This window comes from Streptomyces phaeolivaceus, from assembly GCF_009184865.1.
GTDB classification, from domain to species: Bacteria; Actinomycetota; Actinomycetes; order Streptomycetales; family Streptomycetaceae; genus Streptomyces; species Streptomyces phaeolivaceus.
Genome location: NZ_CP045096.1, coordinates 3,039,345 through 3,054,045, shown reverse-complemented (window position 1 = coordinate 3,054,045; position 14,701 = coordinate 3,039,345). Strand labels below are relative to the sequence as shown.

Annotated in this window: 12 protein-coding genes; 10 read left to right on the top strand and 2 right to left on the bottom strand. The window is 63.9% G+C overall.

Translation table 11 applies throughout. From position 1 onward, the window contains the following. The first annotated feature begins 49 nt into the window (after positions 1-49). The 5 genes from F9278_RS14195 to F9278_RS14170 all read left to right on the top strand — a co-directional run bounded on the left by F9278_RS14195 (position 50) and on the right by F9278_RS14170 (position 8,610). The gene (locus F9278_RS14195; RefSeq protein ID WP_152168658.1) at positions 50-1,990 is read left to right on the top strand and encodes a TIGR03960 family B12-binding radical SAM protein; all 1,941 of its coding nucleotides are present in this window, start codon (positions 50-52) and stop codon (positions 1,988-1,990) included. 283 nt (positions 1,991-2,273) lie between these two features. Next, positions 2,274-2,879, top strand: coding sequence for an SMI1/KNR4 family protein (locus F9278_RS14185; protein ID WP_226966734.1), 606 nt, complete (start codon positions 2,274-2,276; stop codon positions 2,877-2,879). Between the two features lie 611 nt (positions 2,880-3,490). Next, complete coding sequence (locus tag F9278_RS14180; RefSeq protein ID WP_152168656.1) at positions 3,491-5,605, top strand: ATP-dependent nuclease; 2,115 nt, start codon at positions 3,491-3,493, stop codon at positions 5,603-5,605. Then, on the top strand, positions 5,602-7,383 hold the full coding sequence (locus F9278_RS14175) for a UvrD-helicase domain-containing protein (RefSeq protein WP_152168655.1): 1,782 nt from the start codon (positions 5,602-5,604) through the stop codon (positions 7,381-7,383). Before F9278_RS14180 ends, F9278_RS14175 begins: the two co-directional genes overlap by 4 nt. A gap of 312 nt (positions 7,384-7,695) precedes the next feature. After that, positions 7,696-8,610, top strand: coding sequence for an aminoglycoside phosphotransferase family protein (locus F9278_RS14170; RefSeq protein WP_152168654.1), 915 nt, complete (start codon positions 7,696-7,698; stop codon positions 8,608-8,610). A 5-nt stretch (positions 8,611-8,615) separates the two neighbouring features. On the opposite strand, the gene F9278_RS14165 is transcribed toward F9278_RS14170, so the two are convergent. Beyond that, positions 8,616-9,989, bottom strand: coding sequence for a sporulation protein (locus tag F9278_RS14165; protein WP_152168653.1), 1,374 nt, complete (start codon positions 9,987-9,989; stop codon positions 8,616-8,618). Between the two features lie 206 nt (positions 9,990-10,195). On the opposite strand from F9278_RS14165, the gene F9278_RS14160 reads away from it, so the two are divergent. Beyond that, complete coding sequence (locus tag F9278_RS14160; RefSeq protein ID WP_152168652.1) at positions 10,196-10,753, top strand: ATP-binding protein; 558 nt, start codon at positions 10,196-10,198, stop codon at positions 10,751-10,753. A gap of 329 nt (positions 10,754-11,082) precedes the next feature. After that, positions 11,083-11,382: a hypothetical protein gene (locus F9278_RS14155; RefSeq protein ID WP_152168651.1), complete on the top strand. Its 300-nt coding sequence runs from the start codon at positions 11,083-11,085 to the stop codon at positions 11,380-11,382. Between the two features lie 410 nt (positions 11,383-11,792). Here F9278_RS14155 and F9278_RS14150 read toward each other — a convergent pair whose 3' ends face one another. Further along, positions 11,793-12,572, bottom strand: a complete 780-nt coding sequence (locus F9278_RS14150; protein WP_152168650.1) for a GntR family transcriptional regulator — start codon at positions 12,570-12,572, stop codon at positions 11,793-11,795. Between the two features lie 180 nt (positions 12,573-12,752). Here F9278_RS14150 and F9278_RS14145 point away from each other — a divergent pair, with 180 nt between their 5' ends. From F9278_RS14145 to F9278_RS14135, 3 genes are read left to right on the top strand one after another with little or no spacing between them, the layout of a single operon-like run. Then, positions 12,753-13,103 carry an SCO3933 family regulatory protein gene (locus F9278_RS14145; RefSeq protein WP_152168649.1) on the top strand — a complete coding sequence of 117 codons (351 nt, stop codon included), beginning with the start codon at positions 12,753-12,755 and terminating at the stop codon, positions 13,101-13,103. Further along, entirely contained in the window at positions 13,100-14,401 is a 1,302-nt protein-coding gene (locus F9278_RS14140) for an FtsK/SpoIIIE domain-containing protein (protein WP_152168648.1), read from the top strand. The genes F9278_RS14145 and F9278_RS14140 overlap by 4 nt, the downstream gene beginning before the upstream one ends. Then, the gene (locus tag F9278_RS14135) at positions 14,398-14,595 is read left to right on the top strand and encodes a hypothetical protein (protein ID WP_152168647.1); all 198 of its coding nucleotides are present in this window, start codon (positions 14,398-14,400) and stop codon (positions 14,593-14,595) included. The genes F9278_RS14140 and F9278_RS14135 overlap by 4 nt, the downstream gene beginning before the upstream one ends. Positions 14,596-14,701 lie beyond the last annotated feature (106 nt).

Genomic DNA, 14,701 nt, shown 5'->3' with positions numbered 1-14,701 from the left:
CGTTAGGCTAGATGGTCACCCCTGTCAGCTCACGAAGGTAACTCCCGCGATGACAGTCGAGTCGGTCTTCCCACAGCTAGAGGCCCTGCTCCCGCATGTGCAGAAGCCGATCCAGTACGTGGGCGGTGAGCTCAACTCCACCGTCAAGCCATGGGAGTCCTGCGACGTCCGCTGGGCCCTGATGTACCCGGACGCGTACGAGGTCGGTCTGCCCAACCAGGGCGTCATGATCCTCTACGAGGTCCTCAACGAGCGTGAGGGCGTCCTCGCCGAGCGCACGTACAGCGTGTGGCCGGACCTGGAGGAGCTGATGCGGGAGCACGGCGTCCCGCAGTTCACCGTCGACGGCCACCGCCCGGTGAAGGCCTTCGACGTGTTCGGGCTGTCCTTCTCCACGGAGCTGGGCTACACGAACATGCTGACCGCGCTGGACCTGGCGGGCATCCCCCTGGAGTCCAGGGACCGCACGCTCGACGACCCGATCGTGCTGGCCGGCGGCCACGCGGCCTTCAACCCCGAGCCGATCGCCGACTTCATCGACGCGGTGATCATCGGCGACGGCGAGCAGGCCGTGCTCGACATGACCGGGATCATCCGCGCCTGGAAGGCCGAGGGCCGGCCGGGTGGCCGCGAGGAGGTCCTGTTCCGTCTCGCGCGGACGGGTTCGGTGTACATCCCGGCTTTCTACGACGTCGAGTACCTCCCCGACGGCCGCATCGGCCGCGTCGTGCCGAACCGGTCGGGTGTCCCGTGGCGGGTGTCCAAGCACACCGTCATGGACCTCGACGAGTGGCCGTACCCCAAGCAGCCCCTGGTTCCGCTCGCCGAGACGGTCCACGAGCGCATGTCGGTGGAGATCTTCCGCGGCTGCACCCGCGGCTGCCGCTTCTGCCAGGCCGGCATGATCACCCGCCCGGTCCGTGAGCGTTCCATCACGGGCATCGGCGACATGGTCGAGAAGGGCCTGAAGGCCACCGGCTTCGAGGAGGTGGGCCTGCTCTCGCTCTCCTCCGCCGACCACAGCGAGATCGGCGACATCGCCAAGGGCCTCGCGGACCGGTACGAGGAGGACAAGATCGGTCTGTCCCTCCCCTCCACCCGCGTGGACGCCTTCAACGTCGACCTCGCGAACGAGCTGACCAGGAACGGCCGGCGCTCCGGCCTGACCTTCGCGCCCGAGGGCGGCTCCGAGCGCATGCGCAAGGTCATCAACAAGATGGTCTCGGAGGAGGACCTGATCCGGACCGTCTCCACGGCGTACGGCAACGGCTGGCGTCAGGTGAAGCTGTACTTCATGTGCGGTCTGCCGACGGAGACCGACGAGGACGTCCTCCAGATCGCCGACATGGCCATGAAGGTGATCGCCGAGGGCCGCAAGGTCTCCGGCCAGAACGACATCCGCTGCACGGTGTCGATCGGCGGGTTCGTCCCCAAGCCGCACACACCGTTCCAGTGGGCGCCGCAGCTCTCCGCCGAGGAGACGGACGCGCGGCTGGAGAAGCTCCGCGACAAGATCCGCGGCGACAAGAAGTACGGCCGGTCCATCGGCTTCCGCTACCACGACGGCAAGCCCGGCATCGTCGAGGGCCTGCTCTCGCGCGGCGACCGCCGTATCGGCGCCGTGATCCGCGCGGTCTACGAGGACGGTGGCCGCTTCGACGGCTGGCGCGAGCACTTCTCCTACGACCGCTGGATGAGCTGCGCGGACAAGGCGCTCGCCGACGTCGGCCTCGACGTCGACTGGTACACCACCCGTGAGCGCACCTACGAGGAGGTCCTCCCCTGGGACCACCTCGACTCCGGCCTCGACAAGGACTGGCTCTGGGAGGACTGGCAGGACTCCCTCGACGAGACCGAGGTCGAGGACTGCCGCTGGACCCCGTGCTTCGACTGTGGTGTGTGCCCGCAGATGGACACGGCCATACAAATCGGCCCGACTGGGAAGAAGCTGCTGCCGTTGTCGGTGAAGAAGACGGTGCCCACCAGCTGAAACGGCCGCTGAGGTGAGCGAAGAGGCGTTGCGGCACGTCGTGGATGCCCTGGCAGACGTGACCGAGGAGGAGGCTGCTGCCATGCTCCGTGGGCTCGGTGCTCGCGGCGGGCGGCAGCGTTCCTTGCCGAAGAGGCCTAGGACGCCGTTGCCGCCGCCTGGGGACTCGCAGAGGGTCTACTCGGAGGTGGAGTGGGTCTGAGGGCGTTGAGGGCCTCTGAGCCGGCTGCCTGCCGGAAAGCATGAGGCGGGGGTGTCGGTGGCTCGTGGTACCCCTTGGCACGTGGAGGAAGCGACCTCGGGCGTGATGGCCCTGCTATGTGAAGCCTTTCCAGTTGAGACCCGCCGTCGCCCTCTGGGCTGGGAAGCCCTTGGGGCCTGGGAGAGCAGGCACGGCGTGGTGTTGCCGGAGCCGTATCGCACCTTCGTCGCCGAGATCGCGAACGGCACGGATGAAGGTCCACCTGAGACATGTGGCCTGTTGCCTCTGGGAGAGAAGCCGATGAGCTGGCTTTCCTGGGAGGCGGACTGCTGGATGAGCCCGGAGCCGTTCGACGGCACCGCCGAACGCGCGCCTGGTCGACCCTTCCCCTTGGAGGAGGAGTGGCAGTGGGAGTACGACTACTACGACCACGCCCTCCACTCGTCCCTGCTGCACCGGACCTACCAGGACGGTTCAGTGCTGCTGGGGGCCGACGGGACGGGTGAGTATTGGACGCTGGTGGTGACCGGGCCGCAGCGTGGCCGCGTGTGGTGGCTCCGCGACGGATGCGCCGCGCCTTACGCCGGTTCCCCTACAGAGCAGTCGGAAGGCGACTTCGCCCATTGGGCGAAGGACTGGCATGCCGGAATCGGCTGGTGGCGCACTGAGTCACATGGCTGCAACTGAGTGAGAGCGACAAGAAGCTGTCGCCGCTGTCGGTGAAGAAGGCTGCGACCAGCGAACACGCTCACTGAAGTGAGTGAGGCGTTGCGGCTCATCGCAGAGGCCTGGGGGACGACGGCGAGGAAGACACAGGTGCCGTCCTGAAGGCGCTCAGTGTGCAGAGTGGGTGGCAGGAGATCGTGCGGCAGACTCTGAGAACGCCCCTCCCGCCCCCTGGAGGCTCGTCGACTGTGGAGTGGGTCTGTGCCCCTCGCGAGCCTGCTAGGCGTCCTGACAACGTTTGGCGCCCCCTGTTCTGGGAGGGCGCCAAGAACCAATTTGCACCCCGTGCCGTCTGGTTGCGCTCATGCGATGCCGACAGAGGGCGGTCGAGTACCTCAGGGCTCACGGAGTGTGGCCAGTCTGATCCGCCAGCTCTCGGAAACTTGAGACCTCGACCGGTCCAATGAAGTAGATCGAGATCTTGTCCGTTTTCTCGCAAAGCTGCCCTCTTCGCCTGCCTACCGTGACAAACTGCCCCACTGGGAGCGCAAGTTATCCGCTTGCTCAAGCTCCTCAGGGGCACGAGCCATGTCGGGTAGAACTGCGGGCTCGGCGGTAGCTCGGGAGCGATCGTGAGCGTAGGGCAGTCGACACAACCCCAGCCGCAGCGGCGACCCGCTGTGACCAAGGTAGAAGTGAAAAACTTTCGCCTCCTCCGGGACGTAAGTGTCACTTTCGATGAAGACGTCACTGTGTGCGTGGGTAGAAATAACACTGGTAAGACGTCCCTCGCCGAAGTGCTCAGTAAATTCCTGCGACCCGGCGACATCAGCCTGCGGCTTGAGGATTTCTCCACAGAGTCATATATAGAGTTCGGCGACGCTTATCGGAACTTCATCTCCGGTGACGAAGTTGCTGCCCGAGAGGCTCTGCCAGAGATTTCCGTCAAGGTTTTCCTTTCCTATGACAGTGAGACCTCTGAGTACGGGAACCTTGGTCCGCTTATTGTCGATCTAGACCCGGATTGCAGCGAAGCCATTATCTCGATTCGTTACGGCCTGAAGCCTGGGGCAATGAAAGAGTTCTTTCGTGATGCTCCCCTCTCGCTGGCCGCCGATTGGGAAGAGTCGGTGCTCCTCTCACTCGTCGGCCCTCGGATTCCGCACCTCTACGAGCGCATGGCTATCGCCATCGACCCTACAGATACAACCAACTATAGAAGTGTCTCGATGGCGGAGGTATCTAAAGCTATCAAAGTTGACTTTGTTAAAGCTTCGCGTGGTCTCGATGACGAAAAGGAGCGGCCCAAGGACCAGATTGGCAAGATCCTGGAGTCGCTCTTCATGGTTGCTGCGAAGGCGGACGACGGGCACATTTTGAAAGATGTCGCCACCCAAGCTGAGAGCGCTTTGGAAGAAATCGTCGGGAAGCTTAATGAACATTTGCAAGACATGTACAGCAAGATGGCGCCTACAGTGTCAGATTTCGGATACCCAGGGTTAGGGAACAGGAATTTTTCCACTCGGACAACACTCGATTCGAAGCGGCTCCTGTCAAATTTCACCAGCATCAGGTATCCAGGCTCCGCTGGGGTAGAACTTCCTGAGTCCTACAGCGGTCTAGGATCGCGAAATCTGCTGCTGATCCTGCTGACCCTATTTAGCTACTATCGGGAGTACTCGGCGCAGGGAAGCAAGCCATGTGTGCATTTGGTTTTTATTGAGGAGCCTGAGGCGCACCTCCATCCCCAGATGCAGGAAATCTTTATTCATCAGCTGGGAGTCTTCAAGAAAAAGTTCCCCGTCGCAGATGGTGAAGATCAGGACTGGAATGCGCAGTTCCTCGTGACTACTCACTCAGCGCACATTGCTAACAGGGTTGGCTTCTCTGCTATCAGGTATTTTCGTCTGTGTGAAAGTGGCGAATCTCTGGAAGCAAGCAGTTCAAGCGTGCTCAATCTCGCCGACGCTTCAGGAGTCAACAAGGACTTCCTGCACAAATATCTCACTCTTACCCGGGCGGACCTCTTCTTTGCTGATAAGGCTATTCTGATCGAGGGTACGACTGAGCGTATCTTTATTCCCGCTGCGATTGCCGAGTTCGACGAGGAAGAGCGGAAGGCTGGCGGTAGTAGCCTTTCGAGTCAATATGTCAGCATCATGGAAGTGGGCGGCGCGCATGCTCACATCTTCTATCCCTTCCTGGATTTTCTTGGATTGCAGACGCTTGTTATTACGGACCTAGATCCGGCAAAGCCTGGCACCAAGAAGCTCGAACGGTGTTGCGTTCAGGAAGCAACAGCGACAACCAACCAAGGAATCAAGAAGTGGTTCGAGGAGAGGGAAGGTGAAATGGCCCCCGCCGAGCTGCTGAAGGAAGCAGAGAGTAGCCTTCCAGCTACCGGTATGCGTGCCCTTGCGTATCAGGTTCCTGAAGTAGCTGAAGGGCCATGTGGTCGAACTTTTGAGGACGCTTTCATTCTGGCGAACCCTGAAATCTTCGGCCTGAGTAGTGATGATGGTGAAAGTCCTTTGGATATTGAGTTGAAAGCGAGAGAGTTGGCGCGAGGGCGCAAGAAGAGCGATTTCGCTCTTATGTTCGCAATCGAGCAGCAGGGTTGGAAGATCCCGCGCTACATCAAGCGTGGTCTGGAATGGCTTCTCGACCAGGCGCCGGCTGAACAACGCGACGCATCTACACAGCCGGTTGGCGATTCTGATCCGACCAGTCAGGTGGCGATCCGGTGACTCTTGCCATTTCCGGACCGGCGACTGCTGAGCAAGAGAGTCAGAAAACTCTCCGCGACATTCTCGCGGCTCTCGAAGGCCGATCTAATTTCAAGTTGGAAGCCGGAGCGGGAGCGGGTAAAACTTACTCACTCATCGAGACGCTGCGTCACATTCTCAGCAATCGATCGGAATACCTTCCGCGGGATGGGCAACGAGTGGCGTGTATCACCTACACGAATGTCGCTCGCAATGAGATCATTCGACGCACTGATAGTAGTCCGCATGTTTTTGCCGAAACGATCCACGGGTTTCTTTGGGAGACGATATCCCGGTTCAGGAAGTCTTTGCTCCATGAGATTGAGACGCTACCTGGTTTTGCTAGGCTGCTGGAGGATCAAACATCTCTACAGGACTACAGCGTCTCCTACGATCTGGGATTCCGTAGTGTCGATGAGCACACAATTCGCCTTCATCACGATGACGTCCCGACACTCGCCGCTCGCCTCTTTGTCAAGCCAAAGTTTCGACGCCTTGTTGCAGATAGATTCCCCATCGTCCTCGTTGACGAGTACCAGGACACTCCGGCAGGCCTAGCTGAGGCCTTGCTGGGGGAACGGTCATCATTTTCAGGCGAGTCGACCTATGGGTTCTTCGGGGACCACTGGCAACAGATTTACGATAAGACATGCGGATCAATTGACCATCTTCCAGTCAAGCCCATTCAGAAGCGCGCCAATTGGCGATCCAGTCAGGCTGTCGTAGCCCTCCTAAACAACATGCGTCCGGAATTGCCTCAAGCCACCGTTGCCGATTCCATCAACGGCACGGTGACTGTCTACCACACCAATAATTGGACTGGTCCGAGAGGGACGCATTCGAAAAAGGGGCAGATCCCAGATCGGGCTCTTAAAGAGACGTTGCATTGGGTTTCTGAAGACGCTCGCCTGCGTCACGGAAAAGAGGCGACCGGGCCGACTAAGATTCTGATGCTGACCCACTCATCAATTGCTGCCGAGTTGGGCTTCGGGGGTATTGATAGATCTTTTAAGCGTAACGAGGATTATGTTCGTAAGAATGATGATGTCGTAGCTTTTCTGTTGGACTTTCTTGAGCCCTGCTGCGAATTCTTCAGCAAGAAGCAATATGGTCCAATGTTCGATCTTCTCAAGCGATCTCGACCTCGTCTGAAAAGGAGGAGCGACAAGACCGGCTGGGCAGATCTATTTGGTCAGATCAACGTAGCCCGGAGTGAGGGGAGCGTGGGTGATGTCCTTGATGTCTTGCTGGAGCAAGAATACTTTGCGCTTCCCCAAGAGGTTGTCGGTCGGCAGCGCAAGTGGGAGCTCGCTCTCCGCGATTTGGAAAGTGGGCAAGAACTCACTGAGCCTCGACGTCTGGTGGAGTATGGAAAATTTAGAAATGTTGGCTACCGCGAGGTCATAGCCCTCCGCGAATACGTCGAAGAAAATACGCCATTCTCTACACAGCATGGCGTCAAGGGGGCCGAGTATCCCAACGTTCTAGGTGTTTTTGGGGGAGGGTGGACCCAATACAACTTTCCTGAGATGCTGGCGAAGTTTCCGCAGCGGGACACGTTCGCCGATGATGAAAAAAAGCGCTTCGAAAGGTCACGGAATCTGTTCTACGTCGCGTGCTCGCGAGCCCGAGAGAACCTAGTCTTGCTATTTACGACGGAGCTCTCAGATGGCGCCATGCGGACGCTCATAGAATGGGTTGGGGAGTCGAATGTAATCGATGTCCGGTACTCGCCGGAGGGTGCCCCAGTAAGCGCTTAGTCGTCTTAGTGTCAAGCAGGGTCGATTCAGAGGGATTCGGAGTCAAATGATTCCGGTCCCTCTTCGTGTTTCCGACGTAGGGGACCGACCCTTCGGCGGTGGTGGCAAGCGCCTGTATAGCAGTAGCCCGCCCCGGTGTATCTCTCGAAGAGCCCTGGTTCGTCCATGGCTATAGGCAACGTCACGTCTCGGCTCGCCCTCGCCTTGGCTTGCCGCACATGGGTACGGTCAATGTCGTGTCTGGCGCGTTGGGTTGGTCCCCCATGGATGCGCGCCGGTTGATCGCGCGCGACTAGGGGAGCTGGTACGGGCATGGCGGTTGACGCTGCTCGATCGGGAGAAGGGTTCACGTCGGCGAGGGCTGCGCGGGTGATGAGTGCCGCGTGCCGGGCGGTGGGGCTCGACGGCAGAGACGCGGAGTTGATCAGGCTTGGGGAGAACGCGTTGTTCCGGCTGGGGTCGGCGCCGGTGATCGTGCGTGTGGCTCGTGGGCAGGAGTGGTTGCCGAAGGCTCGTATAGAGGTGGGCGTCTCGCGGTGGCTGGCGGAGGAAGGGTTTCCTGCTGCGCGTGTCGTTGAAGACCTTGAGCAGCCGGTCTTGGTCGATGGGCATCCCGTGACGTTCTGGCATCTGATCGTTGAGGGTGATCGGAAGGCGACGTACGGGGAGCTGGGGGGCGTCCTGCGGGATCTGCACTCCTTGACCGTGCCGGACGGGCTTCAACTGCCTTCCTTCGACCCCTTCGACAAGCAGGAACTGCGGCTCGACCGGGCTGTGGTGCCGGAGGATGACAAGGTCTTCCTGCGGAAGCGGTGGCGGGAGCTGCGCGACAAGTTCGCCGAGTTGCGGTTCGAGACTCCCAAAGGTCCCGTGCACGGGGACGCTCACGTGCAGAACCTCATGGTGGATCATCGGGGGCGCGTGATCCTGATCGACTTCGAGGCCTTCTGTTTCGATCATCCTGAGTGGGATCTGATGGTCACTGCTGTCGAGCATCACAGTCTTGGGTGGCAGACCGACGAGCAGTACGCCGACTTCGTGGCCGCGTATGGGCGTGACCTGTACGACTGGCACGGGTACGAGACGCTGCGTGGCCTGCAAGAGTTCGGCATGACGACGTGGCTCATGCAGAACGTGCAGGAGGACGAGCGGACGGCTGCCGAGTACGGCCGGCGTATCGCGGGGCTGCGCAATGACGACACGCCTCGGGACTGGCGTCCCTGGTAACCGCGCTACTCGTCGTCCTCCAGGCGGGCGAGTGCGTCGCGCACCTGGTCGTTGAAGGCGGCCACGACCGGGTTCGCCCCCTGGGCGCTCACCTCGGCCTGGAAGTCGGTGACGTAGCGCTGGAAGCGGGTCGACTGGAGGGCGTCGCCTCCCTCCACGGCCAGGCTGGCGGTTGTGACGGCGGCTTCCAGCTCGCCGTTCAGTAGGTGGCTCTGGGCGAGGACCATGCGGCAGAACCCCAGGGTGCGGGCGTACTTCGGGTCGGTGTCGTCGACTGCGCGTTGTGCAGCCTCGATCGACTCGCGGCGCATCTTGAGGTCGCGGAAGCAGTGGGAGATCTCGCCCATGAGTTCCGCGGAGTCGAAGTAGGCGAGCCACTCGGGGTCTTCGGCTGCCTCGGCGCGTTCGAAGTGGCGTTCTGCCTCGTTCATCGCGCGACCTGCCCCCACCGGGTCGTACGCGTTGGCCAGGGCGCGAGCCTCCATGGCCGAGTAGTTCGCCATGGCTCGGGGGGTGGCTCGGCCTTTCGCGCCCTCGACGGCGGCGCGGGCGAGTTGGATGGCCTGGGCGTGGTTGCCCAGGTAGTTGGCCTGGTGGCTGAGGTTGCCGAGTATGCGGGCGCCGAACATGCGGTCGTCGATGACCTGGGACAGGCGCAGCGTGAATGTCAGGTAGCGGTGGGCGAGCCGGTGGTTGCCGGTGTCGTACGCGGTCCATGCGAGCAACTGAGAGACCTCGGCGGCGGCGCCGAACAGTGCCGTGCCTACCTTCTCGCTGTAGCTGGCGTCTAACAGGGGGAGGACTTCGTGGCGGAAGTAGTGGCGGAGTGCCTTGTGGCCGTGGCCTCCGCCGTACTTGAAGTCGAGTTGCATGAACATGCTGGCTGCGTCTTTGATCGCGCGGACGTCCCGCATCCCGACACGTTGGTGGGCGGGCCTGTCGGCCTGGATGCCGTCGGGCCGTCCGATCATCCATGACAGGACGGCCGAACTGAGATCAGCGTCCGCGATCACCATGCGGCCGGGGTCGGACGTGTCGACTCGCTCGTCGGCAAGTCCCTCCAGTGCCGACAGCACATCGGGGACAGTGCTCGGGTAGCCCATCGCTTGGGGAACGGCCGGGCTTGAGTATTCGAAGAATCCGAGGTCGCCGGGTGTGATGCGGCGGCCGAGCTTGGCGCCGAGCACGTCCGCCATGATCGCCGCTGCCTCGGGTTGGATGCCTGAGCCGTTCCGCCATCGCTGTACGGCGACGTGGGTCGTCCCGAGTGTCGTGCCGCGCTGGGCGGCAGAGTCCTGCATCCGCTTCGCGAGGCCCTTGTTCGAGACTCTGGCCTCTTCCATGACTGCGATCAACTGCGCATTCGGCTCTCGGCTCATGCTCCCCTGCCAACCCGAGAATTACGGCGAGTGTTCATCGTGTCACAGGCGAATCGTCCTGGGGGTTCGTTGGTGAACCCCCTTTACGTTTGCCGGTGTTCACGTGAACCCCCTGGTGAACGCTCCCGACCGCAGGTCCTGCGTCGTTCACTGGTCGGCACAGTTCGGCGGGCTACAGGGCTCGTCAGTGCTCGGGAGGGAACGCGGTGGAAACACAGCAGAGCAAACACTTGGCGAATGCCTCGGTGGAGCCTCCTCCACGCCGTCGCTCGGCGCATGACCCGTCGACCGGGCACTTCCGGGCTCTGACGCTCTTCGCTGAGTCTCCGGACTGCTGCAAGGCGGCGCGGGACCTGGTCGGCTCCTACCTTCAGACCTGGAATCTGCCGCACGCGATCGACGACGCGGAACTCATCGTTTCGGAGCTGGTCGGCAACGTCGTGCATCACGCGGTGCCGGACAACCGGCTCTCGCTGCCGGGTGCCGCGCGGCGCATCGACGTGTCGCTGATGACGTATCCGGAGTTGCTCGTCATCGGAGTAGGAGACGAGGACTCGACTCCGCCTGAGCTGGCGGCGGGTGAGTTCATCTCGCCCGAACTGGCGGGTGACTTCTCTGAGGCGCTGGTGCCGGACCGGGGCCGTGGGCTGCTGATCATTCAGCGCCTGGCCGATGCGGTGTGGTGGTCACCCCGGAGCGGCGGCGGCAAGCACGTGTGGGCTCGCCTGGACCTTGAGCGGCTCTGGTCCGAGAGGTGGGGCTGACAACAAGCGCCGGGTCACTGTGCCGTCTGCTCCCACGCGATCGGGAGCGGAGAGTGACCCGGATTCGGGCCGGAACTGACCTTCCCCGGCCCAGAGGCGTGGCCCCTTTTCAGAACCTCGGGCTCCCCGGCTGAGAAGGGGCCGCGCCTTACAACCGAAGACCGAGACCGGGCCACCCCGTCAGCCGTGGAAAGCGAAGGGTGGCCCGGCAGGGGACGCGACGGTCCCCGGTGCCTGATGGTACCGGGGTCGTCGCGTTGCGTCGCTTCAGGCCCTGGAAGCAAGGGAGTTGATGGACTGTCGTGTGACATAGGGCTGAGGTGAACGCGGTGGCTGGCGCGGGTGAGGACTGGTTGAGCGATGGGCTCGACGACGTGGTGGGTGTGGAGTCCGGTCTGTGGGTGTCCGGGGTCGACTACGTCGCGGGGTGGCGGGTGGCGCGGGTGGCTGCCGAGCGGCTGAACCGGGCGTTGCTGGGTGCCGGGTTGGAGTTGTCGGCGGTGCGGGCGGTCGCCTCGACGGATGTGGAGGGGCGCGGGGTCGTACGTCTGGCGGGCTTGCCGGATGCCGTGGAGCGGCTTGCCGGGCTGCTGGAGTCGGTCGCGGACGGCGACGGCGGTGCGGTGTGAGCGGTCTTTTCGCTGGTGAGCGGTGTGCGTGGGCACGTCGCCGGCCGCAGAGACTTTGGGCGGTAGCTGCCATGGGGCGAGTGAACAGGGGGCCTTACGCTCGCCAGGCGAATCGGGCAGGCACGTGTGCTGCCCGCGTTTGTGCCCGATGGGCCCCCTGTTCTTCGAGGCTCGCCCCATGGGAGCTGCCTAAAGTCTCGGAGGCCGTCGACCCCCAGCCACCCACACCCCGGCCCAATACAACCGGGCGACGCCTTGTCTCCTCGGGCGGGCTGCGGTCGGGGGCGACCGGCGTCCGGACGGGACCGGCGGTCACGCCGCATGCCCGGCCGGGGCGGCCGGGCGTCCCGGCGCGCCGCAGGCGCGCCCTTGAGGAAGTGAAGACAGATTCGACCGATCGCCGTTGGCGCTCAGGCGCGGGTGCGTCGGGCGGGCTGCTTGTCGGCGGTGATCCGGTAGGCGAGTTCGGCACGGTCCGCGCCGATGCGCAGTTCTTCGAGGATCAGGGGGCGGTCGTCGGTGCCGTGTGCGACGCGGGTCAGGTGCAGGATCGGGGTCGCGTCCGGGAGCTGGAGGGTGGTGCGTTCGTCGGGCATCGGCATGCGGGCGCGGACCGTCTCGGACCACCACAGCTTGTGGCCGTCCTGGGCGAGCAGCCAGTAGACCGCCGCTGGGCGCCTGCACGGCTCCTCCGCGAGCAGCGGAACACTCTCTGCCACTTCGAACGGGATGAGCGTGCGGTGCATGGCGCGCGTGCCGGTGGCGGGGTCGGTCAGCAGGCGGTCACAGCCGAACAGGGCTTCCTCCTCGCCGAGTCCGAGCAACCGGCCTGTGTCCTTGGTGGTGCGGGTGCGGTAGGTGCCCGGCTGTTCGGTCTCGTCCCACACGTCGCCGTTGGGCATCACGAACCGGCCCTCGGCGGTGCGGCTGATGCGGCGCTCGATCGTGAGGGCGGGCTGGCCGTCGGAGCGTACGAAGCTGCCCTTGCCGTGCCGGACGTCGATGAGTCCTTCGGCGCGCAGGGCCGCGATGGCGTTGCGGACGGTCGGGCGCGAGACCTGGTAGCGGGCCATGAGCTGGGCCTCGGAGGGCAGCAGGGAATCGGGCGCGAACTCGCCCGACAGGATCGCTTCGCGGATGGCGGCGGCGACCTGCTGATAGAGGGCTCCGGGGCGCTGGATCTCCGTCATCTCGACACCTTCGGGTTGAGGTCGTAGTCACGTCGTCCTGGTGACGTCGCACGCTCGACGTCACTCGTCAGCATAAGTACTTGCGCTCTCGCCGTACAGCACTCCACACTCATCACTCGTTAGGACAAGTGACGTCCGAATGAGATCGGGCGTCTCGACTGGCCAAGGAGGCCGAACAGCATGCAGTCCATTCCCGTGGACACGGCGCGACTGGGCGTACTGCGGTGCGCCATCGCCCCCGAAGTGAAGATCAGCAACTCCGAGACACAGGAGGTGAAGAAGGACCGGGACGGCAACCCCGTCTACACCGTGGCCGTCACCGTGCGGCAGGACAGGCGGCGTATCTCGGTGATCGAGATCGCCGTGAGCGGCGAGCCGAAGGGCATCGAGGAAGGACAGATCGTCAAGATCACCGGGCTGACCGCGTTCGCCTGGTCGATGGGCGACCGGCACGGCGTCAGCTTCCGCGCCGACGCCATCACACCCGTACAGGCTGCTCCTGCGCAGACCAAGAGCGGTGATGCGCGATGAGCCCGACTCTGCTCGCCTTCGGGCTCGCGGTGCTGGCGTGGGTGCTCGTCGTCGGTGACCTGATGCGGCGCCACCGTCCCACCTGGCACTGGTACCTCGCCGGATACCCGGCGACGGCGTGCCGGGTGGTGTTCACCTGGCGCAAGGTCGCGATGCTCAACGACCTCGCCGTCTCCAAGCGTCCGCCGCGCGGGCTGCTCGGGGATGTGGTGGTCAAGGGTGACCCGCTGCGGCCGGTGGCCCCGAGGATCTCCTTCCCGCGTGCCACCCGCATGGGTCTGACCGTGCTCGTGCGCCTGCACGCGGGCCAGACCCCGGCGACGTACCTGAAAGCGGCGGACGCGCTCGTGCACGCCTGGCAGGTTCACGCGGTGCGGGTCACCTCACCGGAACGCGGCCTCGTGCTGCTGACGGCGACGGCCTCCGATCCGCTGGCGCGGCCCGGCTTAGCCACCGCTCCCACGGCGCTGCTGTCCGCACTCATCGGCGCGCTGGAGTCCGGCGGCGCCTGGGTGATGGACCTGCGGCTCGTCCCGCACTGGCTCATCACCGGGGCTACCCGTTCGGGCAAGTCCACCCTGCTGGCCCGGCTCATTACCCAACTCGCCCCGCAACCCGTCGCCCTGGTCGGCATCGACTGCAAGGGCGGCATGGAACTCGGCCTGTTCACCGGACGCCTGAGCGCGCTCGCTACCTGCCGACGGGAAGCGGTCGCGATCCTGAGCGCGCTCGTCATCGACATGCAGGACCGGATGGCTGCATGCCGGTCGGCCGGGGTCCGCTCCATCTGGGAACTGCCCGACAAACTCCGGCCGGTCCCGGTCGTCGTGATCATCGACGAGATCGCCGAGCTGTACCTGTCGGACGGCACCCGCGAGAGCAAGGCAGAAGCCGAGCAGTGCTCCACGCTCCTGCTGCGCCTGGCACAGCTCGGGGCCGCACTCGGCCTGCACCTCGTCGTCGCCGGGCAACGCGTCGGCTCCGACCTCGGCCCCGGCGTCACCGCCCTGCGCGCACAGCTCGGCGGCCGGATCTGCCACCGCGTCAACGACCCCGGCACAGCCGAAATGACCCTGGGCGACCTGAACAAGGACGCCGTGGCCGTCGCTCAGTCGATCACAGCATCGGAACAGGGCGTGGCCGTGTGCACCGGCCCGGACGGCGGCTGGAGCCGGGCCCGCTCCCACCTCACCACCACCGAAGAAGCCGTGACAACGGCACGGAAGCACGCGGCCATGGCACCGGAACTGCCCGCGCTCGACCGCGCCTTGGCGGCGCTGGAAGGAGACAGCAAGTGATCAGCGAAGGTACGGCGTTCACGTTCGCGGTGATCTTCGGGATCATCACCGTCCTCCTCGTCCGCTCCCGCGACGTACGCGCCTGGGAAGCGGTCTGCGTCGGCCTCTTCGGCCTCTACCTCGGCCAGACCCCCGTCCTCTACACCGTCCACGGGCTCCTCACCTGGATGATCAACGGCTTCTCCCACACCTGACCAGAACGGAGCAACGCATGCCCATGCCGCGCGTGAGGTGCCCCTTCTGCAAGGGCGACGGGGCCCGTAAGACCTGGACCGGCCGACGGCACCGCTGCCGCGTCTG